The 23834-nt window shown below is 71.5% G+C and carries 23 protein-coding genes; 6 read left to right on the top strand and 17 right to left on the bottom strand.

All coding sequences use genetic code 11. The features are described 5' to 3' along the window. A complete protein-coding gene (locus AAIB33_RS18855; protein WP_345801491.1) occupies positions 1–822 on the bottom strand; it encodes an ABC transporter ATP-binding protein in 822 nt (273 codons plus the stop codon). 144 nt (positions 823–966) lie between these two features. On the opposite strand from AAIB33_RS18855, the gene AAIB33_RS18850 reads away from it, so the two are divergent. Continuing rightward, positions 967–1653: a hemerythrin domain-containing protein gene (locus tag AAIB33_RS18850; protein WP_345801490.1), complete on the top strand. Its 687-nt coding sequence runs from the start codon at positions 967–969 to the stop codon at positions 1651–1653. 11 nt (positions 1654–1664) lie between these two features. Here the strand turns inward: AAIB33_RS18850 and AAIB33_RS18845 are convergent, their stop codons facing one another. The 6 genes from AAIB33_RS18845 to AAIB33_RS18820 form a co-directional block, all read right to left on the bottom strand. Then, complete coding sequence (locus AAIB33_RS18845; protein WP_345801489.1) at positions 1665–2303, bottom strand: response regulator transcription factor; 639 nt, start codon at positions 2301–2303, stop codon at positions 1665–1667. Next, complete coding sequence (locus tag AAIB33_RS18840) at positions 2300–3454, bottom strand: histidine kinase (RefSeq protein ID WP_345801488.1); 1155 nt, start codon at positions 3452–3454, stop codon at positions 2300–2302. The genes AAIB33_RS18845 and AAIB33_RS18840 overlap by 4 nt, the downstream gene beginning before the upstream one ends. A gap of 247 nt (positions 3455–3701) precedes the next feature. Continuing rightward, positions 3702–4559, bottom strand: a complete 858-nt coding sequence (locus tag AAIB33_RS18835) for a hypothetical protein (RefSeq protein WP_345801487.1) — start codon at positions 4557–4559, stop codon at positions 3702–3704. After that, positions 4556–4909, bottom strand: a complete 354-nt coding sequence (locus tag AAIB33_RS18830) for a helix-turn-helix transcriptional regulator (protein WP_345801486.1) — start codon at positions 4907–4909, stop codon at positions 4556–4558. Before AAIB33_RS18830 ends, AAIB33_RS18835 begins: the two co-directional genes overlap by 4 nt. 63 nt (positions 4910–4972) lie before the next feature. After that, on the bottom strand, positions 4973–5971 hold the full coding sequence (locus tag AAIB33_RS18825) for a diacylglycerol kinase family protein (protein ID WP_345801485.1): 999 nt from the start codon (positions 5969–5971) through the stop codon (positions 4973–4975). Then, positions 5968–6471, bottom strand: coding sequence for an Lrp/AsnC family transcriptional regulator (locus tag AAIB33_RS18820; RefSeq protein ID WP_345801484.1), 504 nt, complete (start codon positions 6469–6471; stop codon positions 5968–5970). The genes AAIB33_RS18825 and AAIB33_RS18820 overlap by 4 nt, the downstream gene beginning before the upstream one ends. 129 nt (positions 6472–6600) lie before the next feature. Here AAIB33_RS18820 and AAIB33_RS18815 point away from each other — a divergent pair, with 129 nt between their 5' ends. Next, positions 6601–8031, top strand: a complete 1431-nt coding sequence (locus tag AAIB33_RS18815) for a DUF6421 family protein (RefSeq protein WP_345801483.1) — start codon at positions 6601–6603, stop codon at positions 8029–8031. Positions 8032–8035: 4 nt separating this feature from the next. Here the strand turns inward: AAIB33_RS18815 and AAIB33_RS18810 are convergent, their stop codons facing one another. Together AAIB33_RS18810 and AAIB33_RS18805 are read right to left on the bottom strand one after the other, a co-directional pair. Then, positions 8036–9352, bottom strand: a complete 1317-nt coding sequence (locus AAIB33_RS18810; protein WP_345803469.1) for an MFS transporter — start codon at positions 9350–9352, stop codon at positions 8036–8038. A gap of 84 nt (positions 9353–9436) precedes the next feature. Then, complete coding sequence (locus AAIB33_RS18805) at positions 9437–10495, bottom strand: IS110 family transposase (RefSeq protein WP_345800477.1); 1059 nt, start codon at positions 10493–10495, stop codon at positions 9437–9439. Positions 10496–10778: 283 nt separating this feature from the next. On the opposite strand from AAIB33_RS18805, the gene AAIB33_RS18800 reads away from it, so the two are divergent. Together AAIB33_RS18800 and AAIB33_RS18795 are read left to right on the top strand one after the other, a co-directional pair. Continuing rightward, a complete protein-coding gene (locus AAIB33_RS18800) occupies positions 10779–11450 on the top strand; it encodes an SDR family oxidoreductase (protein ID WP_345801482.1) in 672 nt (223 codons plus the stop codon). A 126-nt stretch (positions 11451–11576) separates the two neighbouring features. Next, positions 11577–12650 (top strand): low specificity L-threonine aldolase, encoded by a 1074-nt coding sequence (locus AAIB33_RS18795; RefSeq protein WP_345801481.1) that lies wholly within the window; start codon positions 11577–11579, stop codon positions 12648–12650. A 67-nt stretch (positions 12651–12717) separates the two neighbouring features. Here the strand turns inward: AAIB33_RS18795 and AAIB33_RS18790 are convergent, their stop codons facing one another. The 8 genes from AAIB33_RS18790 to AAIB33_RS18755 form a co-directional block, all read right to left on the bottom strand. Then, entirely contained in the window at positions 12718–14277 is a 1560-nt protein-coding gene (locus tag AAIB33_RS18790; RefSeq protein ID WP_345801480.1) for a DivIVA domain-containing protein, read from the bottom strand. A gap of 227 nt (positions 14278–14504) precedes the next feature. Next, positions 14505–15173: an NUDIX hydrolase family protein gene (locus AAIB33_RS18785; RefSeq protein ID WP_345801479.1), complete on the bottom strand. Its 669-nt coding sequence runs from the start codon at positions 15171–15173 to the stop codon at positions 14505–14507. A gap of 28 nt (positions 15174–15201) precedes the next feature. After that, the gene (locus AAIB33_RS18780; protein ID WP_345801478.1) at positions 15202–16806 is read right to left on the bottom strand and encodes an ABC transporter ATP-binding protein; all 1605 of its coding nucleotides are present in this window, start codon (positions 16804–16806) and stop codon (positions 15202–15204) included. Further along, positions 16803–17495, bottom strand: a complete 693-nt coding sequence (locus AAIB33_RS18775; protein ID WP_345801477.1) for an ABC transporter permease — start codon at positions 17493–17495, stop codon at positions 16803–16805. The genes AAIB33_RS18780 and AAIB33_RS18775 overlap by 4 nt, the downstream gene beginning before the upstream one ends. A 27-nt stretch (positions 17496–17522) precedes the next feature. Next, positions 17523–17660 (bottom strand): hypothetical protein, encoded by a 138-nt coding sequence (locus tag AAIB33_RS18770; RefSeq protein ID WP_345801476.1) that lies wholly within the window; start codon positions 17658–17660, stop codon positions 17523–17525. Next, positions 17657–18613, bottom strand: coding sequence for an ABC transporter permease (locus tag AAIB33_RS18765; protein ID WP_345801475.1), 957 nt, complete (start codon positions 18611–18613; stop codon positions 17657–17659). The genes AAIB33_RS18770 and AAIB33_RS18765 overlap by 4 nt, the downstream gene beginning before the upstream one ends. Before the next feature lie 32 nt (positions 18614–18645). After that, positions 18646–20283: an ABC transporter substrate-binding protein gene (locus AAIB33_RS18760; protein WP_345801474.1), complete on the bottom strand. Its 1638-nt coding sequence runs from the start codon at positions 20281–20283 to the stop codon at positions 18646–18648. Then, entirely contained in the window at positions 20280–21950 is a 1671-nt protein-coding gene (locus tag AAIB33_RS18755; protein ID WP_345801473.1) for an amidohydrolase, read from the bottom strand. Before AAIB33_RS18755 ends, AAIB33_RS18760 begins: the two co-directional genes overlap by 4 nt. Before the next feature lie 138 nt (positions 21951–22088). On the opposite strand from AAIB33_RS18755, the gene AAIB33_RS18750 reads away from it, so the two are divergent. Beyond that, positions 22089–22766: a TetR family transcriptional regulator gene (locus tag AAIB33_RS18750; RefSeq protein WP_345801472.1), complete on the top strand. Its 678-nt coding sequence runs from the start codon at positions 22089–22091 to the stop codon at positions 22764–22766. Between the two features lie 75 nt (positions 22767–22841). After that, on the top strand, positions 22842–23513 hold the full coding sequence (locus tag AAIB33_RS18745) for an alpha/beta fold hydrolase (protein WP_345801471.1): 672 nt from the start codon (positions 22842–22844) through the stop codon (positions 23511–23513). Positions 23514–23834 lie beyond the last annotated feature (321 nt).

Genomic DNA, 23834 nt, shown 5'->3' with positions numbered 1-23834 from the left:
TCATGCTGTCACCGGAGCCGACGTGGTCTCGATCGTCGTGGTGGCGCCCGCGACGGGAGCGGTGCTCCCGAGCTCGGCCGCGAGCATGTACGCCGAGATCTCCTCGGCGCTCTGGCGGGGCTTGTCGGCCGTGATCCGCCCGTCGCCCAGGAACAGGACGCGGTCGGCGTGGCTCGCCGCGACGGGGTCGTGCGTCACCATCGCGATGGACTGGCCGTGCTCGCGGCTCGCGGTCTGCAGCAGCGCGAGCACCTCGCGGCCGGAGCGCGAGTCGAGGTTGCCGGTGGGCTCGTCGGCGAAGACGAGGTCGGGCGCCGTCGCGAGTGCGCGGGCGATCGCGACCCGCTGCTGCTGACCCCCGGAGAGCTCATGCGGGCGGTGGCGGAGCCGCGAGCCGAGTCCGAGCGACGCGACGAGACCGTCGATGCGGGCGCGCTCGAGCGCGGTCGGGCGGCGACCGTCGAGGTCGAACGGCAGCAGGATGTTCGCCATCGCGTCGAGCGTCGGCACGAGGTTGAAGGCCTGGAAGACGAAGCCGACGCGCCGGCGTCGCAGGATCGTGAGCTCGAGGTCGCTGAGGCCCGTGATCTCGGTGTCGCCGATCCAGGCGCGGCCGCCGGTGGGGGCGTCGAGGCCCGCCATGATGTGCATGAGGGTGGACTTGCCCGAGCCCGACGGTCCCATGATCGCCGTGAACTCGCCGCGGCGGATGCCGACGCTCACGCCGTCGAGCGCGGTGACCGCGCCTTCGCCCGAGCCGTAGGACTTGGTCAGCTGCTGCACCCGGGCCGCGAGCCCGAGGTCGGTGGAGGAGATGTGCATGCTTCGACGGTAGGAATCCCGGAGGCGTCCGCGCGTCGGCCGGGAGAGGCATCCGCGTACATCTCGAGGATGATCCGGGCGGCGGCTCTTCCGCCTGTCGGCGGTCGGGGCTAGCGTCGGGCGGGAGCCGATGAAGGAGCGACGATGCCCGCCACCCCTCTGCCGCCGAGCGGCGACGTCCCGACGGCCAAGACGTGCGACGCGAGCGGAATGGCCGACATCCATCGCATGTACAAGGCGGGCTTCGGGGAGGGGCCCGCGCTCGTCCGCGGCGTCGCCGAGCGCGACTCCGCGCACGCCGAGGTCGTCGCGCAGCAGCTCGACCTGCTGTCGGTCGCACTGCACGCCCACCACGAGGGAGAGGACGCGCGGCTGTGGGCGCCGCTCGAGGAGCGGGCGCCCGCGTGCGCGGTCCACGTCGAGCGCATGAAGCAGCAGCATGCGGCGATGCTCGTGCAGCTGACGGCGCTCGACGCGGCGCTCCCCGCGTGGCGGCGGTCGGCGAAGGCGGTGGATGCCGAGCCCGTCCTCGCGGCCCTCGACGGTGTCAACGCCGCGCTCGACGTGCACCTGCCCGACGAGGAGGCGAACATCGTCCCCGTCATGGAGACCGTCATCACGCAGAAGGAGGTCGAGTGGTTCTCGGAGCACGGCCGCAAGGCGACTCCGAAGGGGCAGACCTGGAACTCGCTCGGCCTCATCCTCGAGGCGCAGCCCGACGGCGGCGACGCCTGGATGCGCAAGAGCCTCCCCGGCCCCGTGCGACTCGTCTGGCGGTGGGTCGGCAAGCCGAAGTACGAGAAGCACCGCGCGGCTCTCGAGGGGCGCTGACCCGGCGCCGCTCAGGCCAGCCCGTGCTCGAAGGCGAAGACCACGAGCTGCACGCGGTCGCGCAGCCCGAGCTTCGTCAGGATGCGGCTGATGTGCGTCTTCACCGTCGCCTCGGAGAGGAACTCGCGCGCCGCGATCTCGGCGTTCGACAGACCCCGTGCGGCGAGCGCGAAGATCTCGCGCTCGCGCTCCGTCAGCCCCCGGTACGCCGGCGGCACGGGCCGGGGAGCGGCATCCGTGAACCGCTCGAACAGGTCGCGAGTGGCGGATGCCGCGATGACGGCCGAACCGGAGTGCACGGTGCGGATGGCGGCGAGCAGGAACTCGGGATCGGCGTCCTTGAGGAGGAAGCCGCTCGCCCCCTGACGGATCGCGCGGGCTGCGGCTTCATCGAGGTCGAAGGTCGTGAGCATGACGATCCGCGGCGGATCGGCGTCGTGCAGCAGCTCCGCCGTTGCGGCGAGGCCGTCGAGGACGGGCATGCGGATGTCCATCAGCACGACGTCCGGCTTCGTCGCGCGAACGACCTCGATCGCCTCCTTACCGTCCGACGCCTCGCCCACGACCTCGAGGTCCGGCTGCGAGCCGACGAGCATCCAGATGCCGGCGCGGAAGAGCGCCTGGTCGTCGACCAGCACGACGCGGATCATGCGGGGCTCCCGACCGGGATCGTCGCGCGGACGAGGAAGGCTCCGTCGACCGCCTCCGCCAAGAGCGTGCCACCCGCGAGCTGGGCCCGCTCGCGCATGCCGATGAGCCCGTGCCCGGCGCCGGGCGCGGCATCCATCCCCGTCCCGTTGCGCACCGCGAGGTCGACACGGTCGGGCAGCCACGAGAGCCGCACACTCACGACTCCGCCGTCGCCGTGGCGCAGGGCGTTCGTGAGCGCCTCCTGCAGGACGCGGTAGATCGCGAGCTGCACGGCGGCGGGCGGCTCTCCGGGAGGTGCGGGGTCGACATCGACGCGCAGGTCGACGCCGGCCGCGCGCACCTGGGCGTAGAGCTCCTCGAGGTCGGCGAGGGTGGGCTGCGGGCCGTCGCCCTGGCTGTGCCGGAGCTGGGTGAGGAGCAGCCGGACATCGGCGAGCGCCGAACGCGCCGTCGAGGAGATGGTGCCGAGGGCCTCGGTGGCGGCGGCGGGGTCGGATGCCGCGGCATACCGCGCGCCGTCGGCCTGCGCGATCACGACCGCGAGCGAGTGCGCGACGACGTCGTGCATGTCGCGCGCGATGCGGACGCGCTCCTGCTCCGTCGCCGTGTCGGCCTCCGCGCGCACCTGGGCGGCGCGGTTCTCGCGAGCGCGGATGCCGGTGCGCACGAGCGCGCCCACCGTCCACGCGAGGAGGAGCGCGAAGAGCGCCGCGACGAGGACCGCGGCCGCGTACGTGATGCTCTGCCAGGTCTGACCGGCAGAGAGGATCGCCATCACCGCGACGAGGTAGAACGTGATGACCGCGGCACCCACGATGGCCGACGAGAACCCGAGCCAGAAGACGAGCCGCGACCCGTAGGCGGCGGTCGCGTAGAGCACCCCGAAGATCGCGACGTCGACGAGCCCCGGCGGGCGCGAGAACCCCATCTGCACGACGGCTCCGAGCCAGGCGAGCGCCAGCGCGAGGCCGGGTGAGAGCCTCCGGACGGCGAGCGCCCCGGCGAAGATCACCGTCACGAGCGTCGTGCTCAGGGCATTGCTGTCGGCGGCGCGTCCGAGGGCGAACTCGACCGGCGCGATGAGGGCGGCGAAGACGCCCGCCACGACGACGTCGACGACGATCTGGACGGGCGTGAGCGGACGGAACATCGCCTTCACGCTACGGGAGAGCGGATGCCGCGGCATCCGTCGGGCGATGTATCCGGGTCATCCGTCACGCCGATGTCGGTGCGGTCGGGGAGACGCCGCGGCGCGGCATCCTGAACGAACCCGGACGCCATCCGGGCAGACATACGCGGTCCGGGATGCCGTGCCGAGGGGCATCCCGGACCGCGGCCGGCACGCACGGGGTCGCGGCGGTGCCGCGGACGTGCCGGGGTTCGAGGAAGGTCGCGGGTCAGGCGACGAGGGTCGGCGCCTTCGGCGCCTCGACCGGGTGGGGAGCGCGGGCGCGGGTCAGCACGAGGAGGGTGACGCCGACCGCGGCGAGCAGCAGAGCAAGCCCGAAGAACACGGCGGGGGCGCCGATGGCACCGGGCCCCCATCCGAGTGCGGGGGCGATGAACGCGGCGCCCAGGAGCAGAGCGCCGAGCACAGCACCTGCTCGGGCTGGGACGCCGGGTGCGCTGAGCCGGACGATCTCGACGATCGCGCCGAGTGCGACGAGACCTGCCAGAACGGCGACGGGCCAGGCCCACCAGATGCCCGTCAGAGGCAGAGCAGGGGCGGCGATGAGGACCGCGGAGAGTCGTGGCACCTTCGCCCGCACCGCGATGCCGGCGACGAGGAACGCGAGGGCGACGAAGCACTGCGTGGCGGATTCCGGCAGCGGCGCATATTCGCCGACGAGGTTGTCGATCCCGGCATAGAGGAGGAACGCGGCGAGGACGGCCGCGCCGGCGGCCCACCACCAGCGCGCGAGGGTGTGTCCGAGAGTGTTCATGGCGGATGCCTTTCGGTCGGCCTGCAGACCCCGCATCGCCAGGCGTTGTGTTCGTACCCACAGGAGGTCGTCCGGCATGCCGGCGACCACCCGCCACGCGATCGAGGCGGCGACGGCCGATGGCCGGCTCCCGCTCTCTCGCGCGTCGGCGCGCTGCTCCCACAGATCGGACTCGATCTCGGCACGGCGACGCTCGGCCGCCTCCGTGCCCACGAGTCCTGCGTACCAGCGCACCCAGCGCCGGGCGACGTCCGCGGCGGCCTCGGCCGCGCGATCGCCTCCGGCTGTGCGGCCGGGGACCAGGGCGCTCACAGCGCCTCCCACGCGGCGCGCCCGACGGGAGCGCTGCGTGCGGTCTCGGCCCGATGTGCGGCGAGCGCGAGCTGACCCGCGCCCGTCACGCTGTAGAGACGCCGACGCGGGCGCCCCTCGTCGCCGGCTGCCTCGGCATCCTCCCACTCGCTCTCGAGCAGGCCCGCCTTCTCGAGCCTGCCGAGCGCCTTGTAGAGGGTGCCGTGCGCCGTGAGCGTCGACCCGTCGCCCGCGAGCACCTTCGCCAGCGCGAAGCCGTGGAAGTGCTCGTCGCCGGAGCGCCGCAGGCGCAGTCCGGCGTCGAGGATCTCGGCCTCGAGCGGCAGGAGGGTTCCGGCGCGACGTCTCATGGTGAAAGTATCGGCAGATATCTTCCCATTGTCAATAGGAAGATATGGATGCCGACGTGCGGCCTACGCGCGGGGCGCGTAGACCCGCACGGCATCGGGCACGACGACGCACCGGAGGGTGAACCCGTCGAGGGCCTCCTCCTCGAGCTCGCCGTCGTGCACGTACACCGACGGCGCACCCGGCGCGGGCGTGACGGCGAGTTTCAGCTCGCGCACGACGAGACGCTCGACATCGGACTCGGGCGGCATCAGTCCGACCGCCCGGAGCACCGCGATCGTCTTGTGGCCGAAGGCGAGTGAGGCGACGGCGCGCAGCCGCGACCCGCGTGCGTGGTGCAGCCGCACGTCGAGCAGATCGTCGTCGATCGTCTGCCGCTGCATCGTGGCGAGCCTCTCGGGATCGTTGCGGCCGACGCTCACGAAGACAGACCACACCCGCGCCCGGCGCCCCTCCCGCGAGACCGTGACCGGTGCCGCATCCCGCAGCGCTCTTCTGATCGCCGCGACTCCGCCGAGCCACTTGCCGAGGTCGTCCATGCGGTCCTCGCGCTCCGACACGACGAGCGGGTAGGTGCCGATCGAGACGGCGTTGAGCACAGTCTTCGGCTCTTCGCCGTCGGCGGACACCTCCGCCGCGGTCACGCTCACACCCGTCCCCGCCTCGAGCGCGTCGATCGCCGCATCGACGCCGTCGATCCCCACCGCGCGGGCGAAGTGGTTGAACGTCCCGCCGGGCAGCACGAGGAGGGGGCGGTCGTGCCTGCGCGCGAGGTGTGCCATGCGCGCGACGGACCCGTCGCCGCCCAGCACCCCGAGGACCTCCGGCGGCTGAGGACCCCGGATCGCAGCATCCACGACGTCGTCGAGCGACTCCCCCTCCACGAGCTCGCGGATGTCGGCGTCGGGGAGGCGCTCGGCGAGGAGGTCGGACGGGTCCGAGCGGATGACGTCCCGACCCGAGCGCGGGTTGCGGACGATGAGCACGCCGGCGCCCCTCGGATGCGGATCGAGCCGGAGCGTCGGCCCTGCGGTGCCGGGGGCGGGGACCGGAGACTCGCTCATGCGACGCCCTGCGCCGGCACGATCGGCCGGTTCTCGTAGAAGGTCTGCAGCACGACGGTCGTCCGGGTGCTGACGGATGCCGCGAGGCGGATGTCGCGGATCAGCTCCTCGAGCGCGCGCGGCGAGGCGACACGCACGAAGAGCATGTAGCTCGCCGCCCCCGCGACGGAATGGCACGCTTCGATCTCGGTCAGATGCTCGAGCAGCTCCGGCGCGTTGTCGGGCTGCGCGAGATCGAGCGGCGTGATCTCGATGAAGGCGGAGAGCGGCCGGCCGACGGCCTCGGGGTCGAGGAGCGCCCGATACCCGACGATCACGCCGCGCGCCTCGAGGCGGCGCAGCCGGGCCTGCACGGCCGAGACCGAGAGCCCGACAGCCTTCGAGATGTCGGCGAGGGTCGCTCGCGCATCCCGCGAGACCTCCCGCACGATCGCGCCGTCGACAGGGTCATCGAGGCGGGGGCCGTGGGGGTCGTCGATCGGCGGATCGGTGGCGCTCATGTCTCGAAAATACCAGCGCCCGCTTCGCCCGCACCGGAAGGATTCCTGCCTCAGGTCGATATCGCCGGAATCCTTCCCGTAGACTCGGGTCTGCTCGCAGTCACGGATCCACCGATCGGAGGTTTCCCCATGTCCATCAGCCACGCCCACTCCGGTGCGACCCAGGCGATCGTCGGCGAACCCGAGGTCGTCGAGGACGTGCGCGGTGTCGAGCGCTCCCTCGCCTGGCTGTCGCTCAAGGACGCCGCGACGGCGCTTCAGGCTCTGCAGGCGCAGGACGGATCGATTCAGGATGCCGCGCACCGCGCGATCGCCGAGGAGCACGTCGCCGCGATCATCACCTCGATCGAGGAGCTGCGGCCCCTCTTCCCGCACGATGACGAGTACCTCCGCGCCTCGGTCCGCGACTTCGAGCGCTGGGCGCGGGAAGGGTTCGGCGTGCCCGACTTCCTCGACTCGCTCGTCGCCTTCCAGCCGCAGCAGCACCGGATCGACGGCATCCGTCACCTCGTCGTCTTCCCGATGTACACGCAGAACGGCTCGCGGAGCCGCTTCGTCGAGGCTCTGCTGGTCGAGGTGATCTGGCCGGAGTTCATCGCGCAGCTCGAGGCCGGCGACTACGGCAACAAGCTCTTCGTCTCGCTGCGGCTGGTCGACTTCACGCCGGGCTACGACACCAACTCCGCCGTCCTGTTCCCCGAGACCGTCGCGATGCGCGAGATCCCGACGTTCACGTGGGGCGCGATCTTCCAGGACCGCGAGGCCGCGCGCTACCGCCGGGTCGTGCGCGCCGCCGCCGAGATCACGAAGCTCGAGCTCCCGGCCGAGGCCGCCGCGATGCTCGACGATCAGGCGCTCACCGAGCAGACGTTCGTGATGTGGGACATCATCCACGACCGCACCCACATGCGCGGCGACCTGCCGTTCGACCCGTTCATGATCAAGCAGCGGATGCCGTACTTCCTGTACTCGCTGGAAGAGCTGCGGTGCGACCTCACCGCGTTCCGGGAGTGCGTCGCCATCGAGCGCCGGCTCGCGGCCCGCGAGACGGTGGGCCTGGATGCGGCAGAGGCGGCGATGCTGAAGCACGCGAAGCTCGTGCAGTACGCCGTGATCTTCGACCGCATCTTCCGCTTCGCGATCACCGGCTCCCGCGTGCGCAACTACGACGGACTCGGCGGCCAGCTGCTGTTCGCGTGGCTGCACCAGCGCAACGTGCTGCACTGGACCGACACCTCGCTCGCGTTCGACTGGGACGACGTGCCGGCGGCGGTCGTCGCGCTCGCCGACGCGATCGACGAGCTCTACTGGCGCTCGATCGACCGTCCGAAGACGGCGCACTGGCTCGCCGCGTACGACCTCGTGCGCGGCACGCTGACGCCGAACCCGGCATCTATCTGGGCTCGAGGCCTCTCCGACGAGGTGCTCGCCGGTGCGCCGAAGGGCTACACCGACGCCGTGCTCGACGACGAGTTCCCGCTCTCGATGTTCTACGAGGCGCTCGAGAAGAAGATGCGCCCCGTCATCGAGTCGACCGCGGGGATCCGCGGCACGGACTGACGCGTCAGACAGCGGGGTCGGCCGGGGCCGGCTCCGCTGTCTCGTACTCGGCCGACAGCGTGCGGTACGCCTTCGTCGTGAAGGCGAGGAGCGCCAGCACGACCATCACGAGGCCCGAGACGAGGAAGATGAGCGCGATGCCGCGCGCCTCGCCGTCGCCCAGCAGCCAGCCCCACGTCTCCTGACCCGCATCGGAATTCATGTACGGGATGACCCAGAACTGCGCGATCGGAGCGATGAGGAACGCCGTGATGGGCGCCGCGGCAGCCTCGAAGGCCTGGGCGAAGCCGAACACGCGGCCCTGCGTGCGGTACGGCACCACCTTCTGGATGACCGTCTGCTCCGATGCCTCGACGACCGGGATGATGCACATGTACAGCCAGATGCCGAGGGCGTACAGCCACCACCACTCGCGGATCGTGAAGAGCGCACCGAGCACGCCCATCGCGATGACGAAGACGAGCATCGTGCGGATCGGATTGCGGCCGAGGCCGAACTTCGCCACGAGTGCGCCGCCGATGATGAACCCGGTCGCCGTCACACCCAGCACGATCCCCCACCACTCGACGGGGAAGAGCGTGAGGCCGTACGGGTCCATGAGGGCCATGTACACGCCGCCGATGAGGTTGTTGAGGGTCGAGAAGACGATGAGGGCGAAGAGCCCGGAGACGGCCGCGACCGCCCGCACACTGCCGCGCAGGTCGATGAGCGGCAGCTTCTCGGTCGTCGCGGGACGACTCTCGGGGATGCGGAGGAAGAGCAGGTGCACGAGGGCGGCGATCGTCAGGAAGAGCGCGATCGCGAGGGTCCACCCCATGCCGAGGATGCCGATCGCGAGGCCGCTGAAGATGCTCGTGACCATGAAGGCCATGCCCTGCACCGTGCCGACGAGGCCGTTGGCGTTGGCGTGCCGCTCGACGGGGACGAGCAGCGTCACCGTCGTCGACAGCGCGATGCTGCGGAGGTTCTCGACCACCGCGCCCACGAGGATGATGCCGGAGAAGATCCAGAACCAGGGCTGGCCGAGGTCGATGAGCGTCTGCTCGCCGAGCGCGACCCACAGCGCGCCGGCGACGAGGAACGCCGCGAGCGTCACGAAGCCCGACAGCACCATGACGCGGTGCTTGCGGTGACGGTCGACGAGCGTGCCGAACAGCATCCCGAACAGTGCGATCAGGAGCATGTAGACGCCGCCGATGACGCCCGTCGCGAGGACCGACTTCGTCTCGAGATAGGCCCAGAACGTGAGGGCGAACCACAGGAAGCTCGTCGTGATGTTGGCGACCGCCGTGTTGACGAGCACCTGCACGAAAACGCGCATGCCGCCGGGCGGAGCGATCACGTCTGTCGTCGGCTGGTCCGAGGCACCGGTCTCGTCGGCCATGCGTTTCTCCTATGTCAAGTTTCAGGCCGTGAGGGGGAGGCTGGAGGGAATGTGGGCGGGTCGTTGGTCGGCGTGAAGGGCGTGGAACACGATGCGGCAGAGGCGGCGTTTCAGGCAGCGGAGGGCTTCGACGGTGGAGTCGCCGTGGTCGAGGCGTTTGCGGTAGTACGCGCGGCCGAGGCCGTCGAGGCGGATCTGGGTGACTGCGATGCGGTGAAGGGCTGCGTTGAGTTGTCGATTGCCGGTGCGGCTCATCCGGACTCTGCCGCGGGTGTTCCCTGACCAGACCGGGAGCGGTGCGACGCCTGCGTTCATCGCGAAGCATGCTTCGGACCGGAACCGGTTGACGTTCGCGGTCTCCCCGGCGATCTTCGCGGCGGTGAGGGGCCCGCAGCCGGGGATCGCGAGAAGGTGCCGGTAGCGGTCCTGCACCAGCGCGGTGATCCTCTTCTCGAGATCGTCGATCCGGATGCTGCCCTGCCCGATATCGGCGAGGATGTCACGCGCCAGCTCAGCGACCAGGCCGGTGCGGCCGTCCAGCCAGTCAGCGACCCGTCGCCGTTGCTTGCCGATCGCGAACCCCTTCACCGGAACATCGAACTCAGGATCCAGTTCGTGCAGATGCCAGCGGAGCCGGTTGATCTGACGGGTCCTTTCGCTGACCAGGTCTTCTCTGCGGTCGACCAGCAGCTTCAGTTCGCGGGTCGACTCGTCGTGCGACGCGACCGGGAGACCGGGCTCACGCAGCACCGCGCGGGCCACGGCCATCGCGTCGATCGGGTCGGACTTGCCCCGCTCCCGGCTGGATGCGCGGGACTGGGCCATCAGCTTCGGCGGCACCCGCACCACGTCCTGCCCCGCCGCGAGCAGGTCACGCTCGAGCCGCGCCGACAGGTGACGGCAGTCCTCGATACCCCACCGCAACTCGCCGGGAAGCTCGCGCCTGGCCCACCGCAACGCCGCCTCGTGGCCGCCAGTCGTGGCTCTCACGGTCTTCTCGCCGAGTCTGCGGCCGACTTCGTCGACCGCAACGAAGGTGTGTGTGGCCTTGTGGACATCCGCGCCGATGACGATCACCATGGGAATCGTCTCCTTCCTGAATCCGAATGGGACAGGTTGGGCCGGTCGGCGGACAAACCTCAGTCGGGGGGCGATGCCACGCTCCTATCAAGTCACGCCGGCCGGTCCATCACACCAGACGCCGGCAAAACGCATGCACGCCAACCCGAAGGCGGCAGCGAGGCTAAGAGCCAGACGCCAGGTGATCAGGATCCAACCACCGCAACGCGGCACTGTCACCCTGACACTGATGCGAGGCTAGTCCGCCCCTCCGACACCCGGAAGCCGATGGAAGGATGAACCCATGACGTCAGCACTGCACGGCCGACTCGTGCTGCTCGCGGGAGGGACGAGCGCCGCGGGCGCCGTCGCCGCACGAACGCTGCTCGATCGCGGCGCGAGGGTCGTGGTGGCGGGCCGCGACCCGGACAAGCTCGCCGAGCTCGCGGACGCACTGCCGCGCCTCATGACCCAGACCTGCGACCTCACCGACGAGACCTCCGTGCGAGGGCTCGCAGATCGCACGCACAGCCTGGTCGGCCGGGTCGACGGCATCCTGCATCTCGTCGGCGGCTGGCGCGGCGGCGGCGGTCTCGCCGGACAGAGCGACGACGACTACCGCTTCCTCGAGCGCTCGCTCACAGCCCTGCGCCACGTCACGCGCGCGTTCGACGACGACCTGCGCGCGTCCCCGGCCGGACGCTTCGCGATGGTCTCGTCGACCGCCGTCGCGCGGCCGCTCGCCGGCGGGGCGAACTACGCCGCGATCAAGGCGGCGAGCGAGGCCTGGACGCGCGCCGTCGCCCAGGGCTTCGCGAAGGACGCACGGGACGCCGGGCGCCCGCTGACAGCGGCCTCCGTCGTGTTCCGCGTGAAGGCCCTCGACGGACTCGAGCAGACCCTCGCCGACGCCTTCGCAGACCTCTGGGATGCGGACGCCGCCGACGTCAACGACACCATCGTCGAACTCTCCTGACCCGGCGGGCACCAACTCCTCACTCGCCGACCCGGCGGGCACCGGATGACGGCGTGTCGGGGCTCTCCGAGCGGATTCTTGAGGAGTTCGTGCACGCGGCGACCTCCTGCCCCCGAACTAGATTGGATGACCGTGACCACGATCCACGATCCGAATGTGCGCGGCTTCGCGTCCGACAACTACTCGGGCATCCACCCCGAGATCCTCGCCGCCATCGCGGCCGCCAACGAGGGCCACCAGGTCGCGTACGGCGAGGACGTCTACACCGAGCGCCTGCAGGAGGTCATGGCCCGCCACTTCGGCGAGGGCGTGCAGGCGTTCCCCGTCTTCAACGGCACCGGCGCCAATGTCGTGGGCCTGCAGTCGATGCTCCCGCGCTGGGGCGCCGTCGTCTCCGCCTCGACCGCCCACATCAACACCGACGAGGGCGGGGCTCCCGAGCGCGTCGCGGGCATCAAGATCCTGAACGTCCCGACCGAGGACGGCAAGCTCACCCCCGAGCTCATCGACCGCGAGGCGTGGGGCTGGGGAGACGAGCACCGCGCGCAGCCGCTCGTCGTCTCCATCACGCAGTCGACCGAGCTGGGGACGCTCTACACGCCCGACGAGATCCGCGCGATCGCCGACCACATCCACCCGCTCGGGATGCGGCTGCACCTCGACGGGTCGCGGATCGCCAACGCCGCGGCATCCCTCGACCTGCCGCTCCGCGCCTTCACGCGCGACGCGGGAGTGGACGTCCTGAGCTTCGGCGGCACCAAGAACGGCGCGATGGTCGGCGAAGCCGTCGTCGTGCTCGACCCCGAGGCGTCGTCGGGCATCACGTACCTCCGCAAGCTCGACATGCAGCTGTCGTCGAAGATGCGCTTCGTCTCGGCGCAGCTCGTCGCGCTGCTCGAGGGCGACCTGTGGCTGCGGAACGCCAGGCACTCGAACGCCATGGCGCAGCGCCTGCGGGCGGGCATCGAGGCGGGACTCGCGGACGGCTCGATCCGCGGTGTCGCGTTCACGCAGCCGACGCAGGCCAACGGCGTCTTCGCGACCCTGCCGGACGGCGTCGCCGACCGCCTCCGGGAGTCGTTCCGCTTCTACGACTGGGATGCCGCGCGCAACGAGGTGCGGTGGATGTGCTCGTTCGACACGAGCGAGAACGACATCGACGCGTTCCTCGCAGCGATCGCGCGGGAGACGACGCGCTGATCTCGACCTGAAACGCGAACGCGGGGCCGGCTGCCTGACGGCGCCGGCCCCGCGTTCGTGTGCGGGATCAGTTCTCGGCGTGCGAGAGCTCCTCGGCCTGGCCGTCGCCCTCGGAAGCCTCGACGTGCTCGCCCTCGACGGCCTCCTCGCCCGCGTCGTCGGAGCCGTGCTCGACGAGCTCGGCCAGCTCGGCGTCGACGTCGTCGGCGTAGCCGGAGTCCTCGCCGCGGTCCGCGTCCTGCGCGCCGGGAACCTGCTCGCCGATCGCGGCGGCGGCCTCGTCGAGCGGCGTGCCGGGGCGGATGAGCTCCTTCACCTCGGCCATGAAGCTCACGAGCTGGTGCTGCTGCCAGCGCAGCTGGCGCGTGCGGTCCTCGGCGTCGCGCAGCACCGACTGCGAGTGGTCGGTGACGAGGTCGAGGATGCGCTGCGCCTTGTCGCGCGACTTCTCGAGCGTCTCGCGGGCGCGGAGGTTGGCGTCGGCCTCGATCTGCTGCGCCTGCGCACGCATGAGGCGCTCGAAGTCCTCGGCCTTCGACGCGACCCGCTGGGCGTGCTCGAGCGACGCCGCGACCTGCTCGTTGGCGTCGAGCGTGATGCGCTCGGCGTGCGCGACGGCCTGGTTGTGCAGCATGAGGAACTCCTGCTGCGCGTCGTCCTGACGGCGGGTGAGGGATGCCTCGAACTCGAGCGCGCGCATGCGCTGCTCGCGCACGGCCTCGTCGGCCTCGGCACGCGCGAGGTCGGTCTCGCGGGCGACCATCGTGCGCAGCGCCGCGGCGCCCTTCTCCGCCTCGGAGCGGATGGCGGCGGCCTCGCGCTCGGCCTGCGAGATCTTCTCGGCGGCGTGCGCGGCCTCGCGCTCGAGGCGCGCCTCGTGGGCCGTCAGCTCGGTCTCGATGCGCAGACGCGCCTGCTGCGCGTCGTGCTGCGCCTGGCCGATGATCGACTCCGCCTCGGCACGGGCATCCTTGTGGCGCTTGTCGATCTCTTCGCGGGCGACGATGAGGAGGCGCTCGCCCTGGACCGTCGCGTTGCGGATGAGGACGCCCGCCTGCTCCTCGGCGACGCGAAGCACCTCTTCGAACTGGGGACGGTTCGGGGTGTCGGCCGCTGCGCCGACGAGCTCGTCGCTGAGGGTCTGCACGCGCTTCTCGGCCTCGGTCGCGCGCGCCTCGGCGGCGGCGAGCTCGGCCCGCAGACGCTCGACCTCGTCGCGCTCCTGCGCCGACGCGGCGGTCGCCTCGGCCTGCGCGCGCTCGACGGCGTCGCGGCCCTGCGCCTGCGCGGCCTTGATCTCGGCCTCGACGCGCTCGACGGCCTCGCGGCGCTGCTGGTCGGCCGTGGCGAGCTCGGCCTCGAGGCGCTCGACCTTCTCGCGGCTCTGCGCGAGCGCGGCGCCGGCGCGGCGCTGGTGCTGCTTGAGCACCGACACCTGCTCGGTGGCGGACCGGACGCGGGCGTTGAGGCCGGCCACGGCGGCATCCACTTCGTCCTTGTCGTATCCGCGGAAGGCGGTCGTGAAGACGGCGGCCTCGGCGGCGGGCGTGCCGCCGTCGATGAGCTCCTGGAACGGCGACATGCCGTCGGCGTCGGTCGGGCGCTCCGGCGAGGGCTGGTCGGACATCTGTGTCTCCGTTCGGACGAGGGTCAGGAGCGCGCGCTCGGACCGCGCCGACCGCGCGGATGCGAGGGGTCGGCGGAGGAGGAACGTCGCGCTCCGCGTCGACAGGTGGGGGGATTCGGCACGGCGAACCGTGCCTCGGGTGTGAGAACTCTACCTCTCGCGCCTGGGAGATCCGGCCCGCGGCGGCGGGCCTGTGCACGACCCCGCTGCAGCGGCGCCGAGAGGGGTCAGCGGAGGGCGCCGACGCTCGCGAGCGCGAGGCGGACGAGCGTGCCGCGGCCGCCTTCCATCTCGGCGGCGAGGGAATCGGATGCCGCCTCCTCCGGTGAGAGCCACGTGACCTCGAGCGCGTCCTGGCGCGGCTCGCACGTGCCCGTCACGGGCACGACGAAGGCGAGCGACACGGCGTGCTGACGGTCGTCGTGGAACGCGCTCACACCGGGGATCGGGAAGTACTCGGCGACCGTGAAGGGCACGGGCTGCGGCGGCAGCAGCGGGAAGGCCATGGGCCCGAGATCGTTCTCGAGGTGACGGAAGAGCGCGTCGCGCACGGTCTCGCCGTAGCGGATGCGGCCCGACACGATCGAGCGCGTGATCTCGCCGAGCGGCGTCGCGCGCAGCAGGATGCCGACCTGCGTGACCGCGCCGACGCCGTCGGTGCGGACGGGGATCGCCTCGACGTAGAGCATCGGCAGGCGGCGCCGCGCCTCGGCCAGCTCGATGTCGGTGAGCCATCCCGGGTTCGCGGCGTTGCCCGGGGCGGGCGATCCGAACGTGCCGTCCCCGAGGGGACGACCCGGGACCCCGAACGACGCGCCGATGCCGCCGAGAGGATCGCGGGGCGTGCCCTGGTCGTCGCTCTCGTTCGGATCGGGGTCTGGCGTGCGGACCGGCATGCCTCCTGTATACCGCACACCCCTGTTCTCACCGGTGCAGGGGCTCCGGCACGGAGGCGAGGAGACGGCGGGTGTAGGGATGCTGCGGGTCGGCCAGAAGCTCCGACGTCCGGCCCTGCTCGACGATCTCGCCCCTGCTCATCACGAGCGTGCGGTCGCACACGCGCCGCACGACGGCCAGGTCGTGGCTGATGAACACGAGCGTCAGACCGCGCTCGGCGCGGATGCGCGCGACGAGGTCGAGCACCTGCGCCTGCACCGACACGTCGAGGGCGCTGGTCGCCTCGTCCATCACCAGCACATCCGGCTCGATCGCGAGCGCCCGGGCGATCGCGACGCGCTGGCGCTGCCCGCCCGAGAGGGTGCGCGGGCGGGCGGCCGCGTGCTTCTCCTCGAGGCCGACCGCCGCGAGGAGCTCGAGGACGCGCGCCCGCGCGTCCTTCGCGCTCGCGCGTCCGTGGAGGCGGAGCGCGTCCTCGATGGCGCGGCCCGCCGTGATGCGCGGATCGAGTGAGAGGTAGGGGTCCTGGAACACCATCTGGACGCTGCGCGCGTGCGCGCGTCGCTCCGCACGTGTCCGGGGAACGGTCGTCCGCTCGCGGCCGGCGATGCGGATGTCGCCGGCGTCGGCCTGCTCGAGGCCCACGATCATCCGCGCGAGCGTCGACTTGCCCGAACCGGACTCGCCGACGATGGCGAGGGAGCCGCCGGCGGGAACCTCGAGCGAGGCATCCCGAACCGCGACGACCGGCTCCTTCCCCCGCGAGGCGTACGTCTTGCCGAGGCCCCGCACCGTGAGCATCGGCTCGGCGGCGGCCAGTGACCCGGCGTCGACGGCGCCCGGCGGCTCGGCGAGAGGAGCCGTGAGCGACGGCGTCGCGGCGACCAGCCGCTCGGCGTAGGCGGTCTGCGGCGCGAGGAGCACCGTGCGCGCCGGGCCCTCCTCCTCGACGGCCCCCGCGCGCATCACGACCAGTCGGTCGCAGAGCGAGGCGGCCAGGTTGAGGTCGTGCGTGATGAACAGCAGGCCCATGGCCCGGGCATCCCGGAGCTCCTGCAGGAGCGCGACGATGTCGGCCTGCGTCGTCACGTCGAGGGCGGTCGTGGGCTCGTCGCACACGAGCAGCTTCGGATCGCTCGTGAGGGCGCCCGCGATCATGACGCGCTGCAGCATGCCGCCCGACAGCTCGTGCGGGTACTGGTCGAAGTGGTCGTCCGGCCGCGGCAGGCGCACGGCTGCCAGAAGCTCGAGCGCACGGTCCTTCGCGGCGGCGCGGCTGACGCCCTGGCACAGCCGCAGCGACTCCGTCATGTGGTCGCCGATCGTGCGCATCGGGTTGATGCCCGCCCGCGGATCCTGGAAGATCATCGCCGCGCGGCGACGGCGCACCTCGAGGAGGTCCCGGCGGGAGGCGCCGAGCACCTCGAGCCCGTCGACGCGCACCGAGCCGGTCGTGCGCGCCCGATCGGGAAGGAGACCGAGCACCGACCGCGCGGTGAGCGACTTGCCCGAGCCGGACTCGCCCACGAGCCCGACCGTCTCGCCGGCGGAGACCGACAGCGAGATGCCGCGCAGGAGCTCCGTGCCGTCGGGCAGGTCCAGCGTGAGGCCCTGGATGTCGAGCAGGGTCATCGCGATCCGCCTCCGACCCGGCGGGGGAGCTCCTCGCCGATGATGTTGACCGCCACGACGACGAGCACGACCGCGACGGCGGGGGCGATGGCCGGCAGGAAGTGGCCGCCGGCGAGGCCCGCCTGCGCTTCGTTGATCATGGATCCCCAATCCGGCGTCGGCGGCTGCACGCCGAGTCCGAGGAACGACAGTGCAGCGAGCTCGGCCAGGACGTAGCCGAAGTTGAGCGTCGACTGCGCCCCGACGACGGGCGTGACGTTCGGCAGCACGCGGCGCAGCGCGATCCACGCCCCGCCGAACCCCTGCACGCGATACGCCGAGACGTACGAGCGGTTGCGCTCGGCGGTCACGAGCGTGCGGGTCAGCCGCGCGACGAACGGGATGTAGGCGATGCTCATCGCGATGACGGGAGCGACGAGCCCCTTGCCGAAGAGCGCGACGGCCATGATGGCGATGAGGAGCGACGGGAAGGCGAACACGACGTCGAACAGACGCCCGAGCGTCGCGTCGAGCCATCCGCTCCGCCACCCCGCGAGCAGGCCGAGGAGGGCGCCGAGCGCCGTCGAGAGGATCACGACGAGGAGCGGACCGAGCAGCGCCGTCCGGGCTCCGTAGATGATGCGGCTCAGGATGTCGCGCCCCAGCGCGTCTGTGCCGAGCCAGTGCGCCGGGCTCGGCGACGCGTACACGGCGCCGAGATCGACCGCCTCGGGATCCTACGGCGCGACGAGCGGCGCGAAGACCGCCGCGAGCGCGAAGAGCACGAGCACGGCGACGGCGATCAGCAGGAAGGCATCCGTCCGCGTCGCACGGGGCATGCGCAGCACCCGCACGGCGATCGTGGGAGAGGTCATCGCGCACCCGCCCCCGCCGCCGTCCGCGGATCGATCCACGGCTCGAGCACGTCGACGATCGCGTTGACGACGACGAACGCCGTCACGACCAGGAGCACGATCGCCTGCACGACGGGGAAGTCGAGGCGATCGACCGACTGCACGAGGAGCGAGCCCATACCGGCGAGCCCGAACGCGGACTCGACGATCGCGCTCGCGACGAGGAGTCCCGCCACGAGGATGCCGCTCACCGTGACGATGGGCCACAGCGCATTGCGGAACACGTGGCGACCCACGACCGCGCCGCGGGAGAGGCCGCGGCTCGTCGCGACCTCGACGTGCTCGCGGACGAGCTGCTCGACCATCGCGGAGCGTGTGACCTTGGCGACCAGCACCGTGAAGACGATCGCGAGCGCGACCGACGGCAGGACGAGGTGGTACACCGTGTCCCAGAACCCCTCGCCCGACCCGAACGACGGGAACCAGCCGAGCTGCACCGAGAACACCGCGATGAGCACGATCGACCCGACGAACGACGGGATGGCGGCGAGGACCGTCAGGGCGATGAGCACGAGCCGGTCGCCGGAGCGGCCGCGGTTGAGCGCGGCGATCGTGCCGAAGCCCAGCCCCGCGATCGCGATCATGAGTCCCGCCATCACGACGAGTCCGAGCGTCACCGGGAGGCGGTCGCCGATGACGGTCGTGACGTCCTGGCGGTACTGCAGCGAGCGTCCGAAGTCGCCCTGCAGGATGCCGCCCACCCAGTCGAGGTACTGCTGCCATGGCGGGAGGTCGAGGCCGTACTGCGCCGTCACCTCGGCGATCGCCTCGGGGCTGGGCTTGCGCCCGCGCAGGAGGAAGTCGACCGGGTCTCCCGGGACGAGGAAGCGGGAGAAGAAGATGAGCAGCGACGCGAGGAAGAGGGTGAGCAGGAGCCCACCCGGCTTCCCCGCGACGCGACGGACGGCGATCACGCGCTCGCCTTTCCTTCAGGGACCACCGAGCGCTACCGCGCGCCGATGGTCGCCGCCCACGGGTAATAGAGGTACGCGATCGAGGGGGCCGCGCCCGTGATGCGCGTGCCCAGGAACAGCGTCGTGGGAGCCGTGTACAGCGGCAGCCACGGAAGCTGGGCGTTCGCGATCTGCTGCGCCTTCGCCGTCTCGGCGCTCCGCGCGGCGGGATCGTCGATGGCCATCGCGGTGTTGACGACCTCGTCGAACTCGGGGTCGCTCCAGCCGCCGTAGTTGCTGAACTCGCCCGTCCGGAGCACGCCGTACATCTCGAGCGGGTCGGGGCTGGACAGGTACCAGTTCGTGTAGAAGAGGTCCACGCCCTCGCGCGCGCTGGGGTCGGAGAACATCGTCGTGTACGCACCCGGGGTGATCGACTCGATCTTCGCCTTGAGCCCGATCGACTCCAGCGCCGCGGCGGTGGCCTGCGAGATGACGGCGAACTCGCCCGAGATGGGTGCCGTCACGATCGTGACCTCCTCGCCGGCGACGCCGGCGTCCTCCACGAGCTTCTTCGCGGCGGCCAGGTCGTAGTCGTACGGCTCGACGTCGGTGAAGGCGCTGTCGACCGCGCCCGCATCCGCGCCGACCCAGACCGACTTCGTGGTGAGCACGTTCGTCACCTCGCCGATGCCGCTGCCCGCGGCATCCAGGATCCCCTTGCGGTCGAGCGCCATCATGAGCGCCTGGCGCACCTTCAGGTCGCCGAGGGGGCCCTGCAGGTTGCTGACGACGAGGCTGCCGACGGCCGAGGTGAGGCCGAAGTACATGTCGCCGGCCTTGGAGTTCTGCAGCTGCTGCACCGCCGACGACGGGACGAGCCACGAGCCGTCGACGTCGCCCGACGCCAGCGCATTGACGCGCGCCGTCGGGTCGGCCATGAAGACGAAGGTCACCTCCGCCGCCTTCGCCTTGAGCGAGGCGTCCCAGTAGCCGTCGTAGCGCTTCAGGGTGATCGACTCCCCCGACTTCCAGTCGGCGAGCTCGAACGGGCCCGTGCAGTTGACGCCGCCGGTGGAGTTGCCGTAGTCGGCGCCCTTCGCCGCGAGCGTCGCGGCCGACTCGATGACGCCGGCCGAGCTCCCCATCGCGAGGTTGAACTGCTCGCCGGGCACCGCGAGCGTCACGGTGACCTGGCGGTCGCCGGTCTGCTCGATCGAGGTGACGTTCTGGTACGCCGAGTACCAGAACGAACCGACGGCGGGGTCGAGGTGGCGGTTCATCGACGCCACGACGTCGGCGGCCGTGAGCGGCGTGCCGTCGTGGAAGGTCACGCCCTCGCGGATCGTATAGACGAACGTCTCGGGCGTCGGGTGCTCGTACGACTCGGCGAGGCCCGGGCTGAGCGTGAAGTCGGGGTTGAGCCGCAGGAGGGACTCGCACACGTTGGACAGGATCTGGTTGTCGGCGTAGTCGAACGCGTAGGCGTAGTCGAGCGAGAACGGCTCGGCGTACGACGCCCACGTGAAGGAGTCGATATCGCCCGCGGGGGCCGGCGTCGTGGCGGAGAGCTTCCACTCGACGGGCTTCTTCTCGGGGGTGTCGGATGCTGCGCATCCGCCGGCGACGAGCGCGATGGCCGCGGCGGCCGCCGTGGCGGCGAGCGCGCGGGGAAGAGTGCGGCGAGTCATGCTGCTTCCTCTGCGGTGTCGGAGGCGAGGTAGACGGGGCGTCCCTCGATCCAGGTGGACAGGACGGTGGACGTGTGGATCTCCTTCGCCGGGACCGCGAAGGGGTCAGGTGAGAGCACGACGAGGTTCGCGAGATAGCCCTCGCGGATCCACCCGGTGTCGTGGTCGCGGTGGTTCACGTACGCGCTGCCCGAGGTGTACGCGGCCATGGCCGTCGCGAGGTCGATGCGCTGCGCCTCGCCGCCGAGCGGCTCGCCGTCGTAACCGGGTAAGGTGCGGTTGACGGCGACGTGGATGGCGTCCATCGGGTCGGCGCTCGAGACGGGCCAGTCGCTTCCCGCGGCGAGCGCGACGCCCGCCCGCACGAGGTCGCCGAAGGGGTAGTGCCGCGCTTCGGCCCCGTCGCGGAGGAAGGGCAGCGTCAGCTCGTCGAGCTGCGGCTCGTGCGTCGCCCACAGCGCCTGCAGGTTGGCGACGGCGCCGGCCGCGGCGAAGCGCGGGACCTCCGCCTCGTCGACCACCTGGAGGTGGGCGAGGTGGTGGCGCCCGTCGCTCGGACCGTTGGCGGCGCGGGCGGCCTCCACGGCGTCGAGCGCCTCCCGCACGGCACGGTCGCCGAGTGCGTGGAAGTGCACCTGCATCCCCGCGGCGTCGAGGGCCGTGACGGCGTCGCGCAACAGGGCCGGGTCGATGAACGAGAGCCCCGCCTGACCGGTCTCGTGGCCGTGCGCGTCCTTGTACGACGTCAGCATCGCGGCGGTCTGGTTCTCGGCGACGCCGTCGACCATGATCTTCGTCGTCGTGACGGTGAACCGATCGGCCGGGATCTCCGCGGCGAGCGCGTCGCGGCGCGCCGTCATGCGCGCCACCTGCTCGAGGCCGCCGTCGCGCTCCCACCACTGGGCGCCGTTCACGTGCACCTGCAGCAGACCCTCGCGGATCGCGCGGCGATACGCCTCGATGGGGTCGGCGATGATGCTGGCGGCGCCCACCATCGCGTCCTGCCATCCGGTGACACCGAGGGCGATGAGCTCCTCCTGCGCGGCGAGCAGTCCGCGGAACGCCAGTTCGTCGCTGTGCGGCGGGCGCACGTGGCTGAACAGGTCGCCGGCGCCCTCGTGGAAGGTGCCGGCCGGGTGGCCGTCGGCTTCGCGCTCGATCCAGCCGTCGACGGGGTTCGGCGTCGACGCGTCGATGCCCGCGAGCCGGATGGCTGCGGTGTTGACCCACGTGCTGTGGTGGTCGCGGCTGAGCAGCAGCACGGGGCGGTCGATGTCGTCGAGGAGCGCACGGCTCGGGGCGCCGCCCGGGAAGTGGTCCATCGACCAGCCGCCGCCGAGGATCCACTCCTCGTCGGGGTTCGCGGCCGCGTACTCCTTGACGCGCGCCACCGAGTCGGCGGCATCCGCCGACCCGGCGAGATTGCACTGCAGGAGCTCCATGCCGCCCGCGACCGGGTGGATGTGGGCATCCTGGAAGCCGGGGCTCAGCAGGGCGCCTGCGAGGTCGACGACCTCCGTGCGCGGGCCGATCAGGCCCGCGATCTGGTCGTCGGGCACGACGGCGGCGATGCGGTCTCCGATGACCGCGACCGCGTGGGCCTCGAGGGGTCGACCGGCGCCGGTGAAGATCCGGCCGCCGGTGAACAGGACATCTGCGACTGCCATAGTCGCCTCGCTTCCGTGTCGGGGAACGAGGTGAGGCTACGTCGATGACAACGACGCTGTCAACGGTGTTGACAGGACTGTGACATTCAGTCTTACAGTGGAGTCCCACCGAACACTTCGACTGCCAGGAGGCCGACGATGTCGAGCGAGCGAGCGCCGTCCCTACGCACCGGAAAGGCGCGCCTGGACCGTGAGACGATCATCGCGGCGGCGCTGGAGCTCGCGTCGGCACCCGGGGTGACGACGATCTCCTTCCGCGAGCTCGGCGGGCATCTGGGAGTGGACCCGACGGCCGTCTACCGGCACTTCCGCAGCAAGGACGAGCTCATGCGAGCGCTGCTCGATCACCTCGCACTGCTCGGGATCGACGAGATCGAGGTGCCGCCGGAGCAGTGGCGCGAACGGCTGCGGGCACTCGGCCTCGCGACGCTCCGGCAGTTCGAGCGGTATCCCGCGATCGGCGTCGAGGCGGTCGTGCTCACGACGAACGGACCGGGCGAGCATCGCGCGATCGAGCTGATGCTCGACGGCTTCACCCGCGCCGGGCTCTCCGGCGACGATCTCGTGCGTCACTACGCCCTCCTCGCGGCGCACATCCTGTCCACCGCTTCGAACATCGCACGAGCGCGCGCGGATCGGGGCGAGGCCGCCGGCGGGCTGTGGCTCGACGCGCCGATCCTCGTCGACCCGCGCGAATACCCGCTGGTCGCTGCGCACATCCCGCTGCTGTCCGAGATCCGCGACGAGGAGATCTTCCTCGCCGGCGTCGACATGATCCTCGACTCGGCGGAGCGCACCGCGGCGCGGCATCCCTGATCCGCCGGCCGCGGGCGCTGTCCGGGTGTCGGCGGGCGCTGTCCGGGTGTCGGCGGGTGCTGGCACGATGGGGGCATGAGCGACCCGGCACGCGAGACCCCTCACCTGGATCCCGAGATCGTGCTGTGGTCGATGGATGCCTCGACCCGCGCCGGTCGCCCGCTCCTCGTGCTGCTGCACGGCTACGGGGCCGATGAGAACGACCTCTTCGGGCTCGTGCCCTACCTCCCGGCCGAGTTCGCCGTCGCCGCCGTGCGCGCTCCGCTCACCCCGCCGTGGCCTGCCCCCGGCTACTCCTGGTACCCCATCGAGGGGCTCGACGGCCAGAGTCCTGCCAAGACGACGGATGCGGCATCCCGGCTCCTGCACTGGATCGACGCCGTCGCCCCCGCCCCGACCCCGGTCGGCCTCCTCGGCTTCTCGCAGGGCGCCGCGGTGTCGCTGCAGGCCATGCGCCTCGCACCCGACCGGTTCGCGTTCGCCGTCACCCTCTCGGGGTATGCGACACCCGGCGAACTTCCCGGCGACGCGGACCTCGCCGCGCGCAGGCCGCCCGTCTTCTGGGGCCGCGGCACGAACGACGACGTCATCCCCGAACACCTCGTGGCGCACACGACCGACTGGCTCCCCGCGCACGCCGAGCTGAGCGGCCGGGTCTATCAGGGCCTCACACACAGCGTCTCCGAGCCCGAGCTCGCCGACGTGCGGGTCTTCCTCGACAAGCAGCTCGAGTCGCTCGCCCGCTGATCCCCGGCGCCGCCCCGGTCCCCGAGCTTGTCGAGGGGTCGACCCCGAACCCGCGAGGAGCGCCGGCTCGGCAGCATCCATTCTCTTCTCAGCGCTCCTTCGCTATGCTGGCTCGGTCCTTGTCCCGAGTGTGAGGAAAGACGTTGACGGAGATCGTCGCGACCGCGCTGTGACCACGCGCTGATCCGTCGACCCCTCTGTCCGTCACCCGGACATCTCGACGCGAGTCCGCGCACCGATCCGCGCTGACCCGTCGACCTCCGCCGCTTTCCCGGCTCCGACCTCTCCGCCCGAGCGTTTCGCGGCTCCTCGGTGTCAGTG

Source organism: Microbacterium sp. AZCO (assembly GCF_039614715.1).
Classification (GTDB): Bacteria; Actinomycetota; Actinomycetes; order Actinomycetales; family Microbacteriaceae; genus Microbacterium.
This window is presented reverse-complemented; position numbering and strand designations above follow the sequence as displayed.

Coding starts and splice junctions, on each gene's coding strand:
- AAIB33_RS18825 (WP_345801485.1), bottom strand. CDS start 5,971: ATGAGCGAGTCTCCGGTCCCCGCCCCCGGCACCGCAGGGCCGACGCTC.
- AAIB33_RS18770 (WP_345801476.1), bottom strand. CDS start 17,660: ATGACCTCTCCCACGATCGCCGTGCGGGTGCTGCGCATGCCCCGTGCG.
- AAIB33_RS18785 (WP_345801479.1), bottom strand. CDS start 15,173: ATGCCGGTCCGCACGCCAGACCCCGATCCGAACGAGAGCGACGACCAG.
- AAIB33_RS18820 (WP_345801484.1), bottom strand. CDS start 6,471: ATGAGCGCCACCGATCCGCCGATCGACGACCCCCACGGCCCCCGCCTC.
- AAIB33_RS18780 (WP_345801478.1), bottom strand. CDS start 16,806: ATGACCCTGCTCGACATCCAGGGCCTCACGCTGGACCTGCCCGACGGC.
- AAIB33_RS18805 (WP_345800477.1), bottom strand. CDS start 10,495: ATGGTGATCGTCATCGGCGCGGATGTCCACAAGGCCACACACACCTTC.
- AAIB33_RS18790 (WP_345801480.1), bottom strand. CDS start 14,277: ATGTCCGACCAGCCCTCGCCGGAGCGCCCGACCGACGCCGACGGCATG.
- AAIB33_RS18800 (WP_345801482.1), top strand. CDS start 10,779: ATGACGTCAGCACTGCACGGCCGACTCGTGCTGCTCGCGGGAGGGACG.
- AAIB33_RS18850 (WP_345801490.1), top strand. CDS start 967: ATGCCCGCCACCCCTCTGCCGCCGAGCGGCGACGTCCCGACGGCCAAG.
- AAIB33_RS18755 (WP_345801473.1), bottom strand. CDS start 21,950: ATGGCAGTCGCAGATGTCCTGTTCACCGGCGGCCGGATCTTCACCGGC.
- AAIB33_RS18745 (WP_345801471.1), top strand. CDS start 22,842: ATGAGCGACCCGGCACGCGAGACCCCTCACCTGGATCCCGAGATCGTG.
- AAIB33_RS18855 (WP_345801491.1), bottom strand. CDS start 822: ATGCACATCTCCTCCACCGACCTCGGGCTCGCGGCCCGGGTGCAGCAG.
- AAIB33_RS18840 (WP_345801488.1), bottom strand. CDS start 3,454: ATGTTCCGTCCGCTCACGCCCGTCCAGATCGTCGTCGACGTCGTCGTG.
- AAIB33_RS18760 (WP_345801474.1), bottom strand. CDS start 20,283: ATGACTCGCCGCACTCTTCCCCGCGCGCTCGCCGCCACGGCGGCCGCC.
- AAIB33_RS18830 (WP_345801486.1), bottom strand. CDS start 4,909: ATGAGACGTCGCGCCGGAACCCTCCTGCCGCTCGAGGCCGAGATCCTC.
- AAIB33_RS18810 (WP_345803469.1), bottom strand. CDS start 9,352: ATGCGCGTTTTCGTGCAGGTGCTCGTCAACACGGCGGTCGCCAACATC.
- AAIB33_RS18845 (WP_345801489.1), bottom strand. CDS start 2,303: ATGATCCGCGTCGTGCTGGTCGACGACCAGGCGCTCTTCCGCGCCGGC.
- AAIB33_RS18795 (WP_345801481.1), top strand. CDS start 11,577: ATGACCGTGACCACGATCCACGATCCGAATGTGCGCGGCTTCGCGTCC.
- AAIB33_RS18815 (WP_345801483.1), top strand. CDS start 6,601: ATGTCCATCAGCCACGCCCACTCCGGTGCGACCCAGGCGATCGTCGGC.
- AAIB33_RS18750 (WP_345801472.1), top strand. CDS start 22,089: ATGTCGAGCGAGCGAGCGCCGTCCCTACGCACCGGAAAGGCGCGCCTG.